Here is a 19,860-nt window from a genome sequence, read left to right on the forward strand (position 1 = left end):
GCTCACCCGCCGATGTGTGACATTTCAATTTTAGACGTTGCTTGCTGTGTATGATTCAGCCGTTCCTCTGAATAGCGGTCTGTACGTTCTCTCCAAACACGTTCAATGTAAGCTCTAATCTCGTCATCGGACTGTTCGGAACGCAGCATCGCGCGAAGCTTGTACCCTTGAGAGGCAAACAGGCACGTGTACAAGGAGCCTTCAGCAGAAATTCTCGCTCGTGTACATGTGGAGCAGAAGGCGTCCGTAACAGACGAAATAATGCCGATTTCCCCGTCTCTGTCCTGATACCTGTAGCGCGTCGCCACCTCACCTTTGTACTGGGGTGGGACAGGTTCTAACGGCATATGCTCGTGAATGGCTTCGATGATCTGCTGCTTGGAAACGACCTGATCCAATTTCCAGCCATTGGTGTTGCCTACATCCATAAACTCAACAAAACGTAAAATATGCTTTTTCTTTTGGAAATAGTCGGCCATGGGAACAATATCCTGATCGTTAAAGCCCTTTTGCACGACCATATTTATTTTCACTTGCATCCCTGCTTGAGCCGCAGCCTCAATACCATCCAGCACCGCCTTTACACTGCTTCTGCCCCCGTTCATTTGGCGGAACCGATTTTCATCGAGCGAATCCAGACTAACCGTCACTCTCTTCAGTCCAGCCTCTCGCAGTGCTACAGCATATTTAGGCAAAAATACGCCGTTTGTCGTCATTGCAATATCTTCAACGCCATTGAGTTGAGTTAACGAATGAATAAGCAAGGACAAATCTTTCCTCAGCAACGGCTCACCACCAGTAATACGCAGCTTCGTAACGCCCAGCGAGACAAAAATACGGGAAAGGCGCGTAATTTCCTCAAAGGTCAATATTTTTTCTTTTGGCAAAAACGGATAGTCATGGCCAAATATTTCTTCCGGCATACAATATCGGCACCGAAAATTACATCGGTCTATGACGGATATTCTTAAGTCCCGTAACGGACGATTCCATTGATCGTCGCTCCGGTTCGCCATCCTGTTCACCTCAATCCGTCTTCATTAATAAAACTCTTTACACTCTAAATTGGAACGGCATTTCCGTACATTTTATACTGAACCAAAAAACCGGCATCACAACAACTTCTTCGCTTATGAATATCGAAGAATCTGCTAAATGCCGGTTAATTTATCTACATCAGGATTTTACGAATCCCACTTCAGGTGATATAGAAAAATCAAACTAACAAGCGCTGCGACAAATAAAATATACGCGATTCCCACGTACACTCCATTTACGATTGCTCTGAAATAGATTACATTCCTATTGTTAGCAATCCTGGAACGTTTGTCAATGATTTTTCGTTTTCTCAAACGATAATCATTACCAATTAAAAAATTAGTAATGTACCGTTGAACTATCTTAAATTTTACGTTATAGTTACACGAGATGACATGCAGAAAATGACATATCTAAGTTATTCAGAAGTTATTGATATACAGACAGTGCGTACTGTTTGTTATTAATACATATTCAAATGGCGGATTGGCCTCCAGGACCTAGAGCTTGGTCACTACTCCACCATAAACACAAGTGCTGGAACACGAGCACTTGTGTTTATGGTGGAGTTTTTTTATTCCTAATTTTTAAATTTAAAATCTGAAAGGAGCCTGAACCGTGACTGATAGTACGATCAAAATTACATTAAACGGACAGGAACTGAAAACGAAGAACAGCGCAACGATTCTTGAAGTGATTAACGAAAACAACATCGCCCATCCCCAGCTGTGTTACGTTCCCGAAGTCGATCCGATCCGCACCTGTGACACATGTATTGTGGAAGTGGACGGAAAACTTATGCGTTCCTGCTCAACATTGGCTTCGGATGGAATGAATATTCATTTACATTCGGATCGCGCGAAAGCAGCTCAAACCGAGGCTATGGACCGATTGCTGGAAAATCATCTCCTCTACTGCACCGTGTGCGATAACAACAACGGTAATTGTACTTTGCATAATACAGCAGAGCTTATGGAAATTGAACATCAAAAATATCCGTACCAACCGAAAGTTGACCCGACAGAAGTAGATATGTCTCATCCCTTCTACCGATATGACCCCAATCAATGTATTGCATGCGGCCAATGCGTAGAGGTATGCCAAAACCTTCAGGTCAATGAAACGCTGTCCCTCGACTGGGAGGCTGAACGTCCTCGCGTCATATGGGATGATAGGGTTGCGATTAACGATTCCTCCTGCGTTAGCTGTGGTCAGTGTGTAACCGTCTGCCCATGTAATGCCTTGATGGAGAAATCGATGCTGGGAGAAGCAGGCTTCATGAGTGGCATGAGCAAGGATTTATTAAATCCGATGGTGGATTTAATAAAAGAAGTGGAGCCGGGCTATAGTGGGATTTTTGCTATTTCCGAAGCCGAGGCAGCGATGCGTGAAACCCGTATGAAAAAAACGAAAACCGTCTGTACGTTTTGCGGTGTAGGTTGCAGCTTTGAGGTTTGGACCAAAGGCCGCAAAATTTTGAAGGTACAACCTACCTCTGAGGGACCTGTTAACGGTATCTCGACATGCGTAAAAGGAAAATTCGGCTGGGATTTTGTGAACAGCGATCAGCGTCTGACCTCCCCTTTAATTCGTCAAGGTGACGAATTTGTGGAAGCAACCTGGGAAGAAGCACTGAGCCTGATGGCCAGCAAAATGGGAGCTATTCAAGAAACCTATGGTGGCGAAGCACTCGGCTTTATTTCTTCGTCCAAATTTACCAATGAAGAAAACTATTTGATGCAGAAGTTGGCTCGTCAGGTCTTCCAAACGAATAACGTCGATAATTGCTCACGGTATTGCCAATCTCCTGCGTCATGGGGGCTGCAATACACCGGAGGCATCGGTGGGGACAGCGGTACGATTAAAGACATTGCCAAAGCAGGTTTGGTCATGCTGGTCGGTTGCGCGCCGGGAGAAGGACATCCAGTGCTGGCTACTCGTATCAAACGTGCGCATAAGCTACACGGTCAAAAGTTGATCTCGGTCGACCTGCGCAAGCATGAAATGGCAGAACGCGCAGATCTGTTCATCCGTCCGAAGCAAGGTACTGATTATGTATGGTTATCCGCTGTAGCCAAATACATCATTGAGCAAAACTGGCATGATGCAAGATTCATTGAAGAACATGTAAACTTCTATCCTGAATATTTGAAGTTGCTGGAGCGTTTCTCCCTGGAATTTGCCGAACAGGAAACTGGTATTTCCAAAGAAACACTGATTCAGGTAGCGACTATGATTCACGAAGCCGATGGCACTGCCATTTGCTGGGGTATGGGTGTGACGCAAAACATCGCAGGCTCCTACACTTCGATTGCGATTGCCAACCTGCTGCTGGTGACTGGAAACTTTATGCGTCCGGGTGCAGGCGCATATCCGCTTCGCGGACATAACAATGTTCAAGGTGCTGCCGATATGGGTACGATGCCGGATATTTTCCCGGGCTATCAGCCCGTGACGAACGATGTCGTTCGTGCCAAGTTTGAAGCGGCCTACGGTGTACAAATTCCAGGTCAACGCGGACTAGACAACATTCAGATGCTGGAAGCCATTGAAACAGGTAAGCTCAAAGCGATGTATATCGCTGGCGAAGAGATGGCATGGGTGGATGCCGACTCCAACCATACCCAAGAAATGCTGGCGAACTTGGATTTCCTTGTCGTTCAGGATGTATTTCTGAGCAAAACAGCTGAATTCGCCGATGTCATTTTGCCAGCCGTACCTTCACTCGAAAAAGACGGAACCTTTACGAACACCGAACGTCGTGTCCAACGTTTATATGAAGCACTCCGCCCTATGGGAGACAGTAAACCGGATTGGTGGATTTTCAGCCAATTTGCCAAGCACATGGGATTTGATTGGGATTACAGCCATCCAAGTGAAATTTTTGAGGAAATGGCGTCGCTCACTCCATTTTTCTCCCAATGTAATTATGACGTATTGGAAGGCTGGAACAGCTTCCACTGGGGATCGCCGGATGGTAGCAATACACCGTTGCTGCACACCAACGGCTTTAACTTTCCGGATAAAAAAGCGCGTTTGGGACTTTTCGAATATGTACCACCGAAAGAGTACCCCGCTGAATTCGATCTGACCTTGAATAATGGTCGACTGCTCGAACAGTTTCATGAAGGAAATATGACGACCAAATCAGCGGGTATTCAGCTCAAACTTCCAAAAGTATTTGTGGAAGTTTCCCCTGAATTGGCTGAAGAGCGCGGAATCCATAATGGATCACTGGTTCGATTGGAATCCCCTTATGGTGCGGTCAAGCTACGCGTTCTGGTTACAGACCGGGTGCAGGGAACTGAGATTTATGTGCCGATGCACTCTACCAGCCATGACGGTGCTGTCAATCTGTTAACTGGTGGAGCGTTCGATGTGGTCACCCGTACACCGGCCTATAAACAAGCCAAAGTACGGATGCAAGTTTTGGAGGTAGACGGTCAAAATCCACTACCACGTATCAATCCGCGTTACAAAAAGCGTCATCCGCAAAATGGGGTTGAAGTGGACCGTAAGTGGAATCGTCCCGGTTACGTCGATTTAGTGGATCAAAAATAAGGAGGTCGAACCGTGGCTAAGCCTATTTCAATTGTGAGAAAACGCATTTTGACAGAAGAAGAACGGCAAAAACAATCGCTAGATCAGCTTACTGCTGATCTGGCGGACAATGGGGCGGCACTGCAGAAGACACTTGAAATCGTACGCGAGCTGCACGATAGTGGTCTTCTCGAAGCAGCTCAGTCTATGCTAAAGGCTAAAGAAAGCATCGCCAAAATCGCTGTAGGACAAGCGACGCGTAAGCCTGTGACGAACATCATCAATAATCTCATGGGAGCAGCAGGGATGCTGTCTGAGGTAGACCCCGAGCTGATGAAAAAGCTGGCAAACAGTGTTACTAATGGCCTGAACGAAGCCGATAAACATCTAAAGCAGAATAAAAAGACTCGTCTGCGCGATCTTATGAAGGCGATGAATGATCCAGATGTAAACCGGGCAATGGGATTTGGCATTCATTTTCTCAAAGGAGTGGGGAAAAGTTTGTCTGATAAATAACTCATAGAGCGTGAAGGTGGAAGACTAGTAACAACAGACAATAAAAAGAGCTGGCTCCGAAAACGGGGGCAGCTCTTTTTATTTATTTTTTATCCACCTGCAATAGCGTCACCGTTTTAAGAGAAACGGCATCTTTTATTTGCTCCTCTGCGATGACCTTGAGCTTAAGCAAACTGGCAATCTTCGACGTATCCGGCTTGGAAAACAAGCGCCATAGCTGCGGATCAGGCAGTGAATCATATAGCTTTGTATGATCGTATTCCTTGCGGTGCTGCTGTATAATCTTGACTCGGTAGTTGCCAATTTCCCAATCTGATACTTCCTGCTGTGCACAATGAGCGGTAATGTCATTACGCAAATCAGTCAGTTCACCTTCAATTTCTTTTTGCTTTTGCTTTAACTGGTAGTAGCGACGTACCTTGTTTTCCAATGCCATCACGCTCCTCTGCTTACATATGTATGTTTGCAGAAGCGTTTTAGGACAAGTTTTGTAATGTTAGGATTGAAGGTATAACTGCAAAAGCATTTCCCGGGTAATGGAAAGGTCCATAAGTTGAGAGCATCATCATCCAAACTTTATTTCAGGATTATGCAAAATTCGATTCCAATCGCTCCAAAGTGCAATATATAGACGAACTAGACCATTTCGATCTATATATTGTTTATTGGAAGTCGCTTATTGGATTTTTGCAAAATCCTCATTTAGGTACATTCGTCCCTGGATTTACAGGCCCTGCTCCTTGGGATTTCCCCTTACGCTTCATATAATTGGCCCAGTATGCCGTCAGAATAGGTACTAAAATCGAGGTCACAATGACCGAAGCAGCAACTAAGGCCGTTGCAGATTGCGCAACAGGCAGGAACTCAGGCTTGATATTGGCGACAATGACTGGATTGGCTACTGCTGCACCTGCTGTACTGGAGGCTGCAATCCCTGCTGTACCGTTGCCACCACCAATATATTTGTCCGCCAGAATCAGTGGAATACCTGTAATGACAATTACAAAAATACCCAATAAAATACCAAGCATACCTGTTTGGACAATGACACTCAGGTCAATGGAACAACCAAGTGCAAAACCGAAAAATGGAATCAAAGCTTGCGTTGCGTTCCCAAAATATTTTCGGAAATCATGATCCAGATTGCCCAACATAAAGCCGACCAAAAATGGTAATACCGCCCCCACAAATGTTTGCGGTTCAAAAACGGCCAGCCCAGTGCTACCCAAAATAATCATGGTCACCAACGGACCCGATTCCAGTGACATCAGTACAAATGCTCCTGCCTCTTCCTTGGAGCCATACTGCTGCATAATGGAGGCGTATAATCCGCCGTTCGTCATATCCATAGCCGAGATCAGCGCCAGCACTGACAAACCTGCAAATAGTCCACTTTCTACACCACCAACAGGCAGCAATCTGGATGCAATGATCGCCACTACCCACGCGACCGCGATTTTGGTCAATACGAGCGTTCCTGATTTACGCAATACAGTACCCGTCGCTCGCACATCTATAGAAGCACCCATACAAAAAAACCACACTGCTAAAATGGGTACCGTACCTGTCATCAGCCCCTTGGTAAAAGATCCAAAATAGTCGCCTGCCCATGGAGTAAATGTATGAAAAAGTGCGCCAATAAACAGCGGCACCAGCATAATGCCCCCTGGAATTTTATCAATGTTTTGTTTGATTTTCATTACTTCGTTCAACCCTTTCGTTTTTGCCAATGCAAAAACAAGGCCGTATTACTTGCGGCTCAAGCCGAGCTCGGGAATCAGTCTTGCGAAGGTATCATGACTCTCCTTCAGTTGCTGCGCGAATGCCTCTGCATCCTGGACACGCAATCCCAACCCATGCTTACGCATTTCCTCCCTGAATTCCTCGTCTTTCGTCCCCTTGATCAGTGCATCCGTCAGCGTTTGAGCAACTTCATCCGGTGTATCCTTGGGTACAGCCAGCCCTCTCCAAGTGCCAATAAAATGTACACGCAGCCCAGTGGCTTGCTGTAGTGTAGGCACTTTTGGAAACGCTTCCGAAATAGTGTCTGCCTGGATCGCCAGTATGCGAAGTTTCCCTTCGTCCACGTATTTCTTCACTTCTGCGGGACTGACGGGTACAGCATCCACAAATCCGCTCATTAAAGCGGAGACGGCTGGGCCTGCTCCCTCATAAGGGATATGGGTAAAGCGGACTCCGCTTTTCTGCTCCAGCATCGCGGCAGCAAGGTGCCATATGCTCCCTGTGCCTGCATTCCCCATTTTGAGCTTGCCGGGATGGGCCTCAGCATCCTCCAGAAATGCCTCCGCTGTCTTCCATGGTGCATCCGCACGGACCGTAATGGCGGAAGGGTCCATATTGGTTTGAAGCAGCGGCTTAAATCGCTCATAGGTGAGCGGTAGCAGTCCCAAATGAGGCAACGTAGTCAGCTCAGCGACCAGATACGTTACGGTATAACCGTCCGCCTGCGCCTCAGCCCCTTCCATCAGCCCGACAGAACCGCCTCCCCCCGTTCGATTAACGACGATGATCGGCTGACCGAGATGCTTTTCGGCGGCTTTCGCCAACGCTCTCGCGGTAATATCCGTACCGCCTCCGGCTGCATAAGGAACGACGAGTGTTATTGGCTTCGTAGGAAATATACGGCTGTGATCCTGCAGGGTGCGGTGATCCACATATTCACTGATACTCAAGGCAGAAAGCATAGCTACTCCCGCCGCAACCAGCACATATTTTTGCCATGGCTTTTTCTTCATTACGTTTCCTCTTCTCCAAAAATGAACTGGGCCCGTCATGCGCCCGTTTTCACCTCCCACGTTTTCGGTCTTGTTGTTTGCGTTTACATGAAGTCAATGTACCGCAACGTGGAGGGCTACAGCTATCGCTTAATCTTCGTATTTATCTTCTATTTCGCCAAAGTATCGACCTTTTGACCGATCTGCATATTCATTGGAAGATTTGCTGATTTGTCTGAATTTCCCTGGGGTCACTTGTTTGTGCTTGCGGAATACCCGAATAAAGCTGTTCTCATTTCGGTATCCGACCTGTTCTGCAATTTCACCGATTTTCAAATGGGTTTCACATAGTAATGTGCATGCCTTTTTTACGCGTAATCCAGTCAAATAATCGTAAACGGTGGTCCCCGTTTCTTCCTTGAACATGCTGCTCACCGAGGACACGCTCATGTGAACATGATCCGCAATTTCCTGAAGCCCGATGTTCAAATGCAAATGATGTTCCATATACTCGATCATCTCTTGTACACGCACAAAATCTTTGGACTGAATGCGGCCGTGCCATTTTTCTTCGATATCAGTCAACATAATGACCAGCAATGCCTCAATGTCTTGAAGGTCTAGCGTCAGAATCTGATTCCAGTGGTAATCAGCAAGCTGATCCGGCGGCGTCACACTCTGAGTGGCACACCATTTTAGCAAATCTTCCAGCAATTCATGAACAAACAAGTAGACTTGGGCTGGGGATGTTCTGTGGAGTCGAAGTTCTTCTACCCAGTGGCTGATTAACTTTACACTTGCACCTGGTTCCTGTGACTCCAGGGCACGAATCATTTCCACACGCCGATTGTCCAGCAATGTTGAATCCTGAATCTGCTCCTTTGACTGTTCATCCACTGTGTTATCCTTTTTCACACTTATGCTGCTGTCTATATTCGTATATGAACGTCCATACCCCTCATACAAACGCAAATTAAGGGCCTCTTTTCCTTTTATAAAAGACGCCCGTGCCTCTCGAATATCCGTGACCATATGACCAATTCCTATAGAAATGGTCAAAGGAAGATGCTCACCGACAACCTGAATCAGCCTATCCACACTTTTCTGAAGCAAAATGCTCTCTTGGAGGTCAGTTTCTGTACCAACTTCATTCGAACTCTCGCTGAACTGTAACAGCACAATAAAACCACTTTCCTCCTCCGGCGAGCATACTGCTTTCCAGTGAGGTTCTAGCATCTCTAGCAAAATATTGTTCAGCGCATACTTGAGCAGCATTTTATCCTCTTCTGGAAAGCTTGCGGCCCACGTAGAATACCGGTCGATGGACACGATCATGACAAACAAAGAATGGCCGTCCCAATCGGAAAAATACTGTTCCCATTTCATACGCATTTCCTGTATGCCCATTCTACGCTGGATGACATCTTCCATATATTTGGAACGCAGCTCCGGCAGGCTTCGCTCTACCACCAATGATTTGCGGTGAAACTCTCCAACCAGTTTGCTAATCACAGGTTCCAGATCATACAATCCTCCTTGGCGTATTCCCTTATTGCCCGAATTCAACAGGCTATTAATTTTTTTCAAGGGGCGAAAAGCTGCATAATTGTAATAGTAAACCGCTGAGCACCCAGCCAGTATAGAGATAAAGGCCAGCCACAGCATCATATTGCGCGCCAACTTTACATTTTTCAGCAGCTTGTCCATCGGAACGAGCGATACTAGACGCCAGCCCGTTACATCAGAAAAGGTTTGGTTCGCCATATATTCCATGTCCCCTATCTCCACATAAGCATAAGGGCTCACATCCAGCTCTTTCAAAATCCTGCCCATATCATTTAAGGGTAAGGACGATCTCAGCTTGGGATAGATCAACTCGCCCTCCAGATCATACACGTATTGCGAGTTGGATAAATGAATATATAGTTTGGAGAAAAAACGGTCGTAATCCAGATTGATTAGCACCGCACCCACGACCTGACCATTCTCTACTATGGGCCTGGCCAGCGAAAGCAACTCTACCGTCCCCTGCTCACGATCGGTGCCGTACCATCTCCGCTTAATCAACAACGGCTTTTTTTGAATGTCCTGAATCCAGGGAACCCATGTGGTATCCGGTGCCTGCTTCCAATCAGGCATGTAACCATAATTGCTGGATACGAGAGCATGATTGTCCAAAGAAATAACTTCAACCGAATAAATTTCATCGTGCGAAGAAAGGGTTTTCAAGTATTTCTGAAGCCGATCTATGACGGAGGCGTTGTCTTCCAGCGATTTCCCATCCGTTTGGACACGTACAAAAGCCTCTACATCCGGATGATATGCTGCGTCCAGCGCCTTGTTATCAGACTCACGAAAAGCCCGATTGGTCACATCCAGATTGATTTGCAATAATTCTATATTGGGTGTGTTCAGCTCGGTATCCAAACCTTCACGGTATCCTGAATACGATAGCAAGCCGATCACGCTAATCACGAGCGACACGCACAGAGTGAGCAGTAGAATCAGTCTTGTTTGTTTATTTTTCAGTATCAATCGAAGCTTAAGTCGCAACATTCCCGTAACTTCATCCTTCCGGACTTCGTTGTCCATCTTCCTCTTGCCAATATACGTGGTGACATATTCTCCCTAAATCTATTTGACACAAGAGTCGGAATTCCCTGCCTATGTAATTCAAACTTAATATAAGGAACAACATTCATATAAAAAAAGAAGAAGTCTCCCTGTACAAGGTAGAACTTCTTCTTTGGCGCTGCTTGTATTCATTATTCAGCAAAAACAGATACTCGCTTCACAGGTTTTAGCTTGTCTTTTCCACCTGAAAACGATCTAGTTCCCGCTGCATTTCCCCGCGAATCTGGCGAAGCTCTTTTACCTTCTCAGCCGATTCCTCAAATGAACGCTTCTGCTCTACCGTGGAAGCCGTAATCTCTTCACTGCCTGCGGCGGACTGCTGAGTGATTGCGCTGATATTTTCAATAGCTTGTTGCACCTGTACGCTCAGTTCTCGCGATACATTCATGTCCGTTGATAGCTTGCTGACTTGGCTGGCAATTTGCTGCACTTTGCCACTAATCTCTGTAAACGATTCTCCGGTCGAGGAAGTTGCCTTCTCCTGCTCACGGAACAGCTCCTGACTTTGCGCCACAGAAGTCTTCACCTTATCCATAGCCTGCGTGATACCGTCAACTGCGGTATAAATTTTCTTTACAGCAGACTCTGATTGATTCGCCAGCTTTTTCACTTCATTGGCAACAACAGCAAAACCTTTTCCTGCTTCACCCGCACGTGCAGCCTCAATAGAAGCATTCAAGGACAACAGCGATGTTTGGCTTGCAATTTCGGAGACATATCCAGTCATGGTTGTAATCTCGGCTGCATTAGCCTCCAGTTCCTTGACCGTCTGCTCCACTTCGGACATGGCTGAACGATTTTCTGCAACAATTCGCAGTTGATCGCTCATGACCCGCGTACCCTGCTCAATGACACGCAAAGCATCCTCACTATACGCGGTCGATTGTGTGGTCTCCAGCAGATTCGATTCAAACTTTTGCTGCATCTCGTCCACAACGCCAACTGTCGACGACAGATCCTCAGCAATTTTCTGACTGCCTATCGCCAGTTCCTCTGTTGACGTGCTGACTTGTGTCACAATTTCCTTCATGGCCTCATTATGCTGATCAATATCCCGAGCCATCAGATCGACACGATTACCCGCCTGATCAATGGAGAGTACAATGCTGCGCAAGTTCCCGATCATCACCCGGAAAGATTCATTGAGCTCGTCCAGCTCATCTCGTCCCTTCGTTTGTGCGAGCTGCACTGTCAGGTTCCCCTCGGCAATTTGCTTTGCAGCATCCGTTAACTTGCGTGTTCTAAGGGCAAGCTGCCTGGAGGTATATGTATTATATAGCCCAACCGCCACAAGAAGTAGAACTGCACCTGTCAAGGCCAATTGCCAAGTAAAACGAATGCTTTTAGTCAAATCTTCTGTGTATTGGTCATAACGTGCCTTCGTCAGCAGATCCAGCATAAATACATCGTTCTGAATCCCTTGGGCACGCATGGCCTCCCGCTTGGACTCCGGGCTGTTTTGGGTACTCATTGCTTTCTCCGTTGCTACTTTCAATTGGCTGAATTTTGTTTTAATCGTATTCAGTCGCTTTTGCTGCGCTTCGGTTTGCATCATGCCCTGTGAAAGCAAAGCAATCGTCTTTTCAGACTGAGTCAGTTGGTTTTGCACATCGGCTTTGTTGCTCTCCGTCATGGAAGCTGAATAATTTTGCAGTGCCTGCCCTGACTGAATCAAATAGGCATTGAGCTGCTGTACATTCAACATAGCCGGAACCAGATTACTACTTTGCGAGTTAATACGAATTAATTCAAAAATGATATATGCCACTAAAGCCAGGCAAGCGATCAAGGAAATCATCGCGTTCAGCACCAGTTTACCTTGCAGTTTCATCAGCCTTCATCCTCCGTTTGCGAAAATTTATTGGGTGGGTACAGTAAGTGTGCCGGATTTGATTTTTTCCTTTAAATCATCCAGCAACTTTTGCTGATCTGGATTCAGTGTCACGACACGAATAGGCGCTAAACCTACACCATCTTCTGCAAGACCAAACACCATATCCTTCTCCGTAAATTTTCTTTGATGATCTGCAAAGCCTTTGACTGCTGTATAAATTGCAATGTCTACATTTTTAAACATCGAGGTCACTACCGCTTTTTCCGCAATAAAAAACTGGTCACTATCGACCCCGATGGCGAATTTATGCTGCTTTTGCGCTTCCTGTAGCGCACCTACGCCCGTAAGACCTGCGGCTGCAAAGATAACATCAATCTGATCCTGATTAATCATGTCATCGGCAATTTCCGTACCCAGTTCCGGCTTTCCAAAATCTCCTGCATACGTTGCAGTAACTTTGGCATTAGGCTTGACTGATTGCACCCCTGCGCGATACCCAATTTCAAATTTTTTCAACAGAGGAGATTCCGCACCTCCGAGAAAACCCACCTGTTCGGTGCGACTCGTCAAACCCGCAACGACTCCAGCCATAAAACTGCCCTCTTCTGCTTTGAAGCTAATAGAGGCCACATTCGGTAAATCTGATTTCTCATCCACGATTAAAAATTTACGGTCTGGATATTTTTTGGCAATGGATTCCAAACTGTCCTTCACCATGTAACCCAGACCAATGATTAAATCCGCTTTTTCTTGAGCAAGCTGTTCAAAAGCCGCATCATACGTCTTGGTCTCAGTTATTTCCCGGTATTCAAAAACAATCTTCCCCTCATCCCTTGCCTTGACCAAACCTCGAAAAGCCGCGTCGCTGTAAGATTGGTCACCCAGACCAATATCTGACAGTACGATTCCCACCTTAATGGGCTGAGCCTTGGTTTGTGCTGCCGACTGTCCACATGCACTTAGCAATAATGCAAAGATTGTGACAATGGGAATCCACCTAAAATTCAACAATACTACTCGCTTCTTCATGACATATCACCTCAGCATAATTTGGAAATCCCCAACATCTTTATATCGGTTATAAAAGCATATTTTTTCATAAGAGTTTCTGTAAATTCGTTGTAAATGGAACATGATAAATGAGATGATTTTTTCTCTATATGTAAAAAGTGTAGAATTTCATACTGCTTTTATTATACGAACTGTCCAAATTCATTTATTTTCGTTTATATCGGAAGAATAAAGTGTAATTTGGAAAACATAGGCACTCTGAAACCATCATTCTATTTCAATCCGAAAGGAGCAACATTTAATATGACTTCGACAGATTTAATTCCGCAGCCCAAAACTTATGGTCCCTTAGGTAATCTGCCTTTGATCGATACACATGCCCCTGTTCAGTCTCTGGTTAAGCTTTCTTATGAGTACGGTCCCATTTTTCGCATGGATCTGCCTGAAGGAACGAACATTTATATTTCCGGTCATAAGCTGGTCGCAGATGCTTGTGATGAATCCCGTTTCGACAAACAAGTGTGGGCTCCACTACAAAAAGTACGAGCTTTTGCAGGAGACGGACTATTCACAAGCTGGACTGAGGAACCGAACTGGCGCAAGGCCCACCAAATTTTGCTGCCAAGCTTCAGTCAGAGGGCTATGAAGGGTTACCACAATATGATGCTTGATCTTGCCGTTCAGCTGATACAGAAATGGTCTCGACTCAATCCCGATGAAAGTGTAGAGGTACCGGAAGATATGACCCGGCTGACTTTGGATACCATCGGATTATGCGGCTTTAATTATCGTTTTAACAGCTTCTACCGCGATCAGCCCCATCCGTTCGTGACCAGTATGACACGCGCACTAGATGAAGCGATGGGTCAGTTGCAACGACTAAATCTGCAAAACAAGCTGATGTTATCGAAAAGAAAGCAGTTTAAACATGACATCGAAACGATGTTTTCTCTGGTGGACAGCATTATTGAAGAGCGTAAAACCCTTGGCAACCAAGGAGAAGAAGATTTACTAGCGCATATGCTGGAAGGCAAGGACCCGGAAACTGGTGAGACGCTGGATGATGAAAATATCCGCTATCAGATCATCACCTTCCTCATTGCCGGTCATGAAACGACCAGTGGGCTTTTATCCTTTGCCATTTACTATTTGCTTAAAAATCCGCGAACGCTAACCAAGGCCTATGAAGAAGTGGATCGCGTGCTCACCGATTCGCTGCCTTCTTATACTCAGGTTCGTGAACTCAAGTACATAAGGATGATACTGAATGAAGCTCTGCGACTATGGCCGACAGCGCCCGCCTTCTCTCTCTTTGCCAAAGAAGATACGTTGCTCGACGGAACCTACCCACTTAAAAAAGGTGACAGCGTCAATGTACTTATTCCAAAACTGCACCGTGATACCGAGGCTTGGGGCGAAGATGTTGAGGAATTTCGACCGGAGCGCTTCGAGGACCCATCCGCCATTCCGCAAGATGCCTACAAACCGTTTGGCAACGGTCAACGCGCCTGTATTGGACAGCAGTTTGCCTTACAGGAGGCCACCCTCGTGCTGGGTATGGTATTGAAACATTTTGAGCTGATTGATCATACTCATTATGAGTTGAAAGTCAAAGAAACGCTCACACTCAAGCCGGAGGGCTTCACCATTCAAGTACGTCCGCGCAGCACACAGACTGCCGTCATGCTGCCAGGTGCCGCTCAAGAACTTCATGAACAAGAGGAACAAAAGGTTGCACCCCCCCATGCCGAAAAGCATGATACTTCTTTGCTGTCTTTGTACGGCTCGAATCTGGGTACAGCTGAGGGACTTGCTGGTGAACTAGCCGATTTAGGTCGAAATTGGGGTTTCAACAGTAGCATAGCAACTCTGAATGATCGTGTGGACAATTTGCCTAAAGAAGGCGTGGTACTTATTACGACCGCATCTTATAACGGGCATCCGCCAGATAATGCTGATGCCTTTGTAGAATGGTTGGAGCAGGCAGACGAGGGGCAACTGGCAGGCGTAAGGTACGCTGTATTCGGCTGCGGCGACCGGAATTGGGCCAGCACGTATCAGCGCATTCCAAGGATGATTGATGAGCTAATGGCTGCCAAAGGGGCAAAGCGACTGTATGATCGGGGCGAGGGTGACGCCAGTGGTGACTTCGAGAAGGATTGGGAAGTCTGGAATCGCGGCCTATGGCCGGAATTGCTGAACGCTTTCGGGATAGAGCACAATGATACAGAACCACAGGACAGTAGCAGTCTGAGCATAGAGTTCGTCAGCGCCATACTCAGTACACCTCTTGCAGACAACTACGGAGCAGTTACCGCCGTCGTTACAGCGAATCGTGAGCTGCTTGCTGCTGAAAGTGAACGCAGTACACGACATCTGGAGCTCAAATTACCGACTGGATTGTCCTATTGCGAAGGTGACCATCTTGGTGTGTTGCCGCGTAATCCTGCTTCGCTGGTCAAAAGGGTGATGCAACGCTTTAAATTACAGGAACAGGATTACATCGTATTGAGAGGCAGTGACCGGGATGCGGCGCATCTCCCCTTAGATCGGCCTGTCAGCATAGGAGATTTGCTCACTCTCAGTGTGGAACTGCAAGAACCGGCAACGAGAGCCCAGCTACGACAACTAGCATCCTTTACAGTGTGTCCACCGCACAAGAAAGAAATCGAAGCTTTGCTGGAGGATGCTACCTTTGATCAAGAGATACGACAGAAGCACGTCACGATGCTGGATATTCTGGAGAAGTATCCAGCCTGCGAGCTGCCATTTGAAAACTTTATCTCGCTGTTACCACCACTCAAGCCTAGGTACTACTCCATCTCAAGCTCTCCGCTTGAATCGGAGAATTCAGCGAGTATAACCGTGGGCGTCGTGCGTGGACCAGCCCGTAGCGGACAGGGCGAATACCTAGGAATTGCCTCCAACTATTTGGCGCAGCTCCAACCAGATGATCCAATTGTCATTTTTGTGCGTAAGCCTCAGTCGGGCTTCCGTTTGCCGGAAGATCCGACGGTGCCTGTCATCATGGTCGGTCCAGGTACTGGAGTGGCACCATTCCGCGGATTCCTCCAAACCCGCCATGTACTTAAGGAAAGAGGGGAACAGCTCGGCGAGGCTCACCTATACTATGGCTGCCGTAATCCTAAGCTTGACTATCTGTACAAGCAAGAGCTGCAAGCCTGGGAGCAGGAAGGAATTGTTACGCTTCATACAGCTTTTTCACGTCTGCCCGATCAACCCAAAAGATACGTGCAGCATATCATGAAAGAAGATGCAGACACTCTGATTCACTTGCTTGATGAAGGAGCGCATCTATATGTATGCGGTGATGGTAGCCGGATGGCTCCCGATGTAGAAAACACCCTTTGTGCTGCTTACGCGGAAGCACACCATACCAGTAAAGAAGAAGCACAGCAATGGCTGGATCGTCTTCAACAGGAAAAACGCTATGCCAAGGATGTCTGGACAGGCATCTAATGATATCAATATAAGAGCAATCATCATGTTAAAAAATAAAAGGGACTGATTACTAGGCTTCAATCCCGTCGCCAGTAATTCAGTCCCTTTGATGATTATCTTTCACTCCATTTGGAAGCAATCACATCTACTTTACTTTCTAATAAGTCCATAACCTCCTCACGGTGCCTAGCCTTGAATAAATCAATCATGTCGATCAAGTCGTTGCGATCTAATAATTTAACCCCATTGACAGCAGCAAGTGTTTTACAGGATTCCGTATAACGGCCGGAGGTGATGACGAGGGACTTGTCAGCTGCATAATAACGCATAGAGGTATATATTTCCTGCACTGCTCCCAAGCCCACCGGATGTTGTACGCCATAACGTTTGGCCTGTATGACAACTCTGACGCCTTCACGGTCTGTAAAAACCAGATCCGCTCCAAAATCCCGGCTACTGGTTGTTTTATAGATATCCTTATAGCCAAGCGCGGATAATAACCGCTGCAAATAAAGCTCAAATTCCGAACCATCCTCCATACGATCTATATCCTGAATTCCAATTTTGCGTGGGTCCAGATCACGTAAAATCCGATTTCTGCGACCACGTATCAGTCCTCTGATGATGAGCGCAAACAACACTAAAAGTACAATGAGTCCTATTCCTAATTCCTTGTATGCCAATAATTTCTCTAGCAACATCCAACTCTCCCTTTTCTACCATAAGCGTAGCCGTATCATCCTTAACAGGGAACTCCCCTATGCACGCTGGCTCCCGTATTACATCTGTGTTACCACATAACAATAGCCCCGCCAGATTCGACGGGGCTATCTTCGTCTTGCCTCAAAGCTGTTTAAACTCCATACTCTGCACCATTACTCGCGATTCAGCAAAGATTCTCCAGCAATACCAGGCTGAGTCATTTGGTACGGGTCCAATATAATGTCCAACTCCTCCTCGGTCAGTACATTGTACAGTAAGCACAGCTCGCGCACCGATTTCCCAGTCGTAATTGCTTCGCGGGCAATGCGTGATACTACCTCATATCCAAGGTGCGGATTAAGCGCTGTAATAATGCCTACACTGTTCTCCACATATTCACGACACCGCTCCACATTCGCTTCAATTCCTTCTACACAATGAATGCGGAAGACGTGGAAGCCCTGCTTCATAATTTCCAGCGATTGCAGCAGATTGTAGACCAGTACAGGCTCCATCACATTCAGCTCGAGCTGACCAGCCTCAGAAGCCAAGCAGATGGTATGATCATTACCAATGACCTGGAAAGCAATTTGGTTAATAACCTCACACATCACCGGATTTACCTTGCCTGGCATAATGGATGACCCTGGCTGACGAGCAGGCAGACTCAGTTCTCCCAGACCTGCACGAGGTCCGGAAGCCATTAACCGGATGTCATTTGCCACCTTAGACATATTCATCATACAAATTTTCAAGGCAGCAGACACTTCAGTATAAGCATCCGTATTTTGTGTAGCATCTACAAGATTTTCGTCAGCTTCCACAGGGAAGCCACTGACTTCTGCCAGTACCTCTGCGACACGCTGAATATAACGACGGTCTGCGTTCAGGCCAGTACCCACCGCAGTTGCACCCATATTAATCGTTAGCAGGTGCTGCTTGGTCGCACGGACGCGTCCGATATCACGACCCAGCACACGCGCATAAGCCTGAAACTCCTGCCCTAATCGGATGGGCACTGCATCCTGCAAGTGAGTCCGCCCCATTTTAATCACACTATCAAACTCATTTGCCTTGCGGGAAAATGCTTCCTGAAGCTCACTCATGGTGGCTAACAGCTTATCAATCATACTTAATACAGCCAAGTGTACGGCTGTAGGAAAAGCATCGTTCGTCGATTGCGCCATATTAACATGATTATTAGGACTGATCTCCTGATAATCTCCGCGTTGCTTGCCAATCAGCTCCAACGCGCGGTTTGCAATCACTTCATTTGTATTCATATTAATGGACGTGCCTGCGCCGCCCTGAATCGGATCGACGATGAAATGATCATGCAACTGTCCTTGTATAATCTCATCAGCAGCCTGAATAATGGCCTCTGCTTTGGGGCGGTGTAAACGGGTTAGTTCCATATTTACCGTCGCTGCTCCCTTTTTCACGATCGCCATGGCTTTGATCAACTCAGGGTGCAATCTTTGGCCTGTAATTGGAAAATTTTCTTTTGCTCTCAGCGTTTGTACACCGTAATAGGCATCTGATGGTACTTCCTTAGTACCTAAAAAATCATGCTCCAACCTCATATTCTCTGATTCCTCCGCTGTGTTTGCTACGTTCATCAATTCAGTACAGCCAAATTGACATAAAAAGACCTCTTCTGATCCCCTCTTCATTATACGTTTCTATTCCCGTGCTTTACCACTCGAATAAACGCGGAAAAAGGTTATGTAATCCTATGACAAGTTATGATTACCCGTATATACCACGGTTATTCGGCAAATGCTCAGCTATGACTGGAATACGGATTTAATGGCTTATAATAATATCGAGTGGCGTGAAGCTGACCATCGGATGATTGAGCATAACCCGGAATAACACCAGCTTCTACGAACCCGATCGACTCGTATAGTCCATTGGAAGGGTCACCCACCCGCGTATCGAGCACCAGTAACGTTCTATCCTGACTTAGTGCCTCTTCTTCCGCTGCCTTCATTAACTGTCGTGCGATCCCAAGCCTGCGCCCGGACGGATGTACCATAAGCTTTGCAATTTCCGCACGATGAATAGCGTTAGCTTTTTGAGCCAAATAAAGCTGGACCGTCCCTACAGGCACTTCGTCCTTCTCGGCAATCCAGAGAACTACGCCATCCTCAAGTACATTGTTCCAATATGCTGCTGCTTCCTGATAACCTAATGGGGGTAAGAAACCTATAGATGCACCGTCTGCAACCACGTCGATTAACAGTCGACTCAGTGAATCTGTCAGGGCTTCGTTCAGAGCTTGAACAGGGTAAACTCTCACTTCGTTAGACATTGTGATTCCTCCCGGTGAGTTCGATAACATACAATAGAGAAAGTAAACTATCTTTTGAGGATAGCTTACTTTCC

General features: G+C 46.5%; 13 protein-coding genes. 3 read left to right on the forward strand and 10 right to left on the reverse strand.

The window, feature by feature from the left end; translation table 11 throughout:
- Nucleotides 1-2: 2 nt before the first annotated feature.
- Nucleotides 3-1,016 (reverse strand): GTP 3',8-cyclase MoaA, encoded by a 1,014-nt coding sequence (gene moaA, locus T3H97_RS17705; RefSeq protein ID WP_250239680.1) that lies wholly within the window; start codon nucleotides 1,014-1,016, stop codon nucleotides 3-5.
- A 640-nt stretch (nucleotides 1,017-1,656) separates the two neighbouring features.
- Between moaA and fdhF the strand changes: the two genes are divergently transcribed.
- Together fdhF and T3H97_RS17715 are read left to right on the forward strand one after the other, a co-directional pair.
- On the forward strand, nucleotides 1,657-4,599 hold the full coding sequence (gene fdhF, locus T3H97_RS17710) for a formate dehydrogenase subunit alpha (RefSeq protein WP_328800418.1): 2,943 nt from the start codon (nucleotides 1,657-1,659) through the stop codon (nucleotides 4,597-4,599).
- Nucleotides 4,600-4,611: 12 nt separating this feature from the next.
- The gene (locus T3H97_RS17715) at nucleotides 4,612-5,094 is read left to right on the forward strand and encodes a helical membrane plugin domain-containing protein (RefSeq protein WP_061829711.1); all 483 of its coding nucleotides are present in this window, start codon (nucleotides 4,612-4,614) and stop codon (nucleotides 5,092-5,094) included.
- Between the two features lie 82 nt (nucleotides 5,095-5,176).
- Here the strand turns inward: T3H97_RS17715 and T3H97_RS17720 are convergent, their stop codons facing one another.
- From T3H97_RS17720 to T3H97_RS17745, 6 genes are all read right to left on the reverse strand, one after another.
- Nucleotides 5,177-5,530, reverse strand: coding sequence for a hypothetical protein (locus tag T3H97_RS17720; protein WP_071641931.1), 354 nt, complete (start codon nucleotides 5,528-5,530; stop codon nucleotides 5,177-5,179).
- A gap of 262 nt (nucleotides 5,531-5,792) precedes the next feature.
- Nucleotides 5,793-6,794 carry a 2-keto-3-deoxygluconate transporter gene (gene kdgT, locus T3H97_RS17725; RefSeq protein WP_272638562.1) on the reverse strand — a complete coding sequence of 334 codons (1,002 nt, stop codon included), beginning with the start codon at nucleotides 6,792-6,794 and terminating at the stop codon, nucleotides 5,793-5,795.
- 48 nt (nucleotides 6,795-6,842) lie between these two features.
- Nucleotides 6,843-7,850 carry a tripartite tricarboxylate transporter substrate binding protein gene (locus T3H97_RS17730; protein ID WP_328800419.1) on the reverse strand — a complete coding sequence of 336 codons (1,008 nt, stop codon included), beginning with the start codon at nucleotides 7,848-7,850 and terminating at the stop codon, nucleotides 6,843-6,845.
- A 129-nt stretch (nucleotides 7,851-7,979) separates the two neighbouring features.
- Nucleotides 7,980-10,421 (reverse strand): AraC family transcriptional regulator, encoded by a 2,442-nt coding sequence (locus T3H97_RS17735; protein ID WP_328800420.1) that lies wholly within the window; start codon nucleotides 10,419-10,421, stop codon nucleotides 7,980-7,982.
- A 208-nt stretch (nucleotides 10,422-10,629) separates the two neighbouring features.
- Nucleotides 10,630-12,294 (reverse strand): methyl-accepting chemotaxis protein, encoded by a 1,665-nt coding sequence (locus T3H97_RS17740; protein WP_250270729.1) that lies wholly within the window; start codon nucleotides 12,292-12,294, stop codon nucleotides 10,630-10,632.
- Between the two features lie 27 nt (nucleotides 12,295-12,321).
- Nucleotides 12,322-13,326, reverse strand: a complete 1,005-nt coding sequence (locus T3H97_RS17745) for a BMP family lipoprotein (RefSeq protein ID WP_328800421.1) — start codon at nucleotides 13,324-13,326, stop codon at nucleotides 12,322-12,324.
- A gap of 285 nt (nucleotides 13,327-13,611) precedes the next feature.
- Between T3H97_RS17745 and T3H97_RS17750 the strand changes: the two genes are divergently transcribed.
- On the forward strand, nucleotides 13,612-16,788 hold the full coding sequence (locus T3H97_RS17750) for a bifunctional cytochrome P450/NADPH--P450 reductase (RefSeq protein WP_328800422.1): 3,177 nt from the start codon (nucleotides 13,612-13,614) through the stop codon (nucleotides 16,786-16,788).
- A 95-nt stretch (nucleotides 16,789-16,883) separates the two neighbouring features.
- Here the strand turns inward: T3H97_RS17750 and T3H97_RS17755 are convergent, their stop codons facing one another.
- The 3 genes from T3H97_RS17755 to T3H97_RS17765 all read right to left on the reverse strand — a co-directional run bounded on the left by T3H97_RS17755 (nucleotide 16,884) and on the right by T3H97_RS17765 (nucleotide 19,786).
- On the reverse strand, nucleotides 16,884-17,471 hold the full coding sequence (locus T3H97_RS17755; RefSeq protein ID WP_328800423.1) for a restriction endonuclease: 588 nt from the start codon (nucleotides 17,469-17,471) through the stop codon (nucleotides 16,884-16,886).
- A gap of 174 nt (nucleotides 17,472-17,645) precedes the next feature.
- Nucleotides 17,646-19,055: an aspartate ammonia-lyase gene (gene aspA / locus T3H97_RS17760; protein ID WP_013311251.1), complete on the reverse strand. Its 1,410-nt coding sequence runs from the start codon at nucleotides 19,053-19,055 to the stop codon at nucleotides 17,646-17,648.
- A gap of 200 nt (nucleotides 19,056-19,255) precedes the next feature.
- A complete protein-coding gene (locus tag T3H97_RS17765; RefSeq protein WP_328800424.1) occupies nucleotides 19,256-19,786 on the reverse strand; it encodes a GNAT family N-acetyltransferase in 531 nt (176 codons plus the stop codon).
- Nucleotides 19,787-19,860 lie beyond the last annotated feature (74 nt).

The sequence above is a fragment of the Paenibacillus sp. LX16 genome (assembly GCF_036252815.1).
GTDB classification, from domain to species: domain Bacteria; phylum Bacillota; class Bacilli; order Paenibacillales; family Paenibacillaceae; genus Paenibacillus; species Paenibacillus polymyxa_B.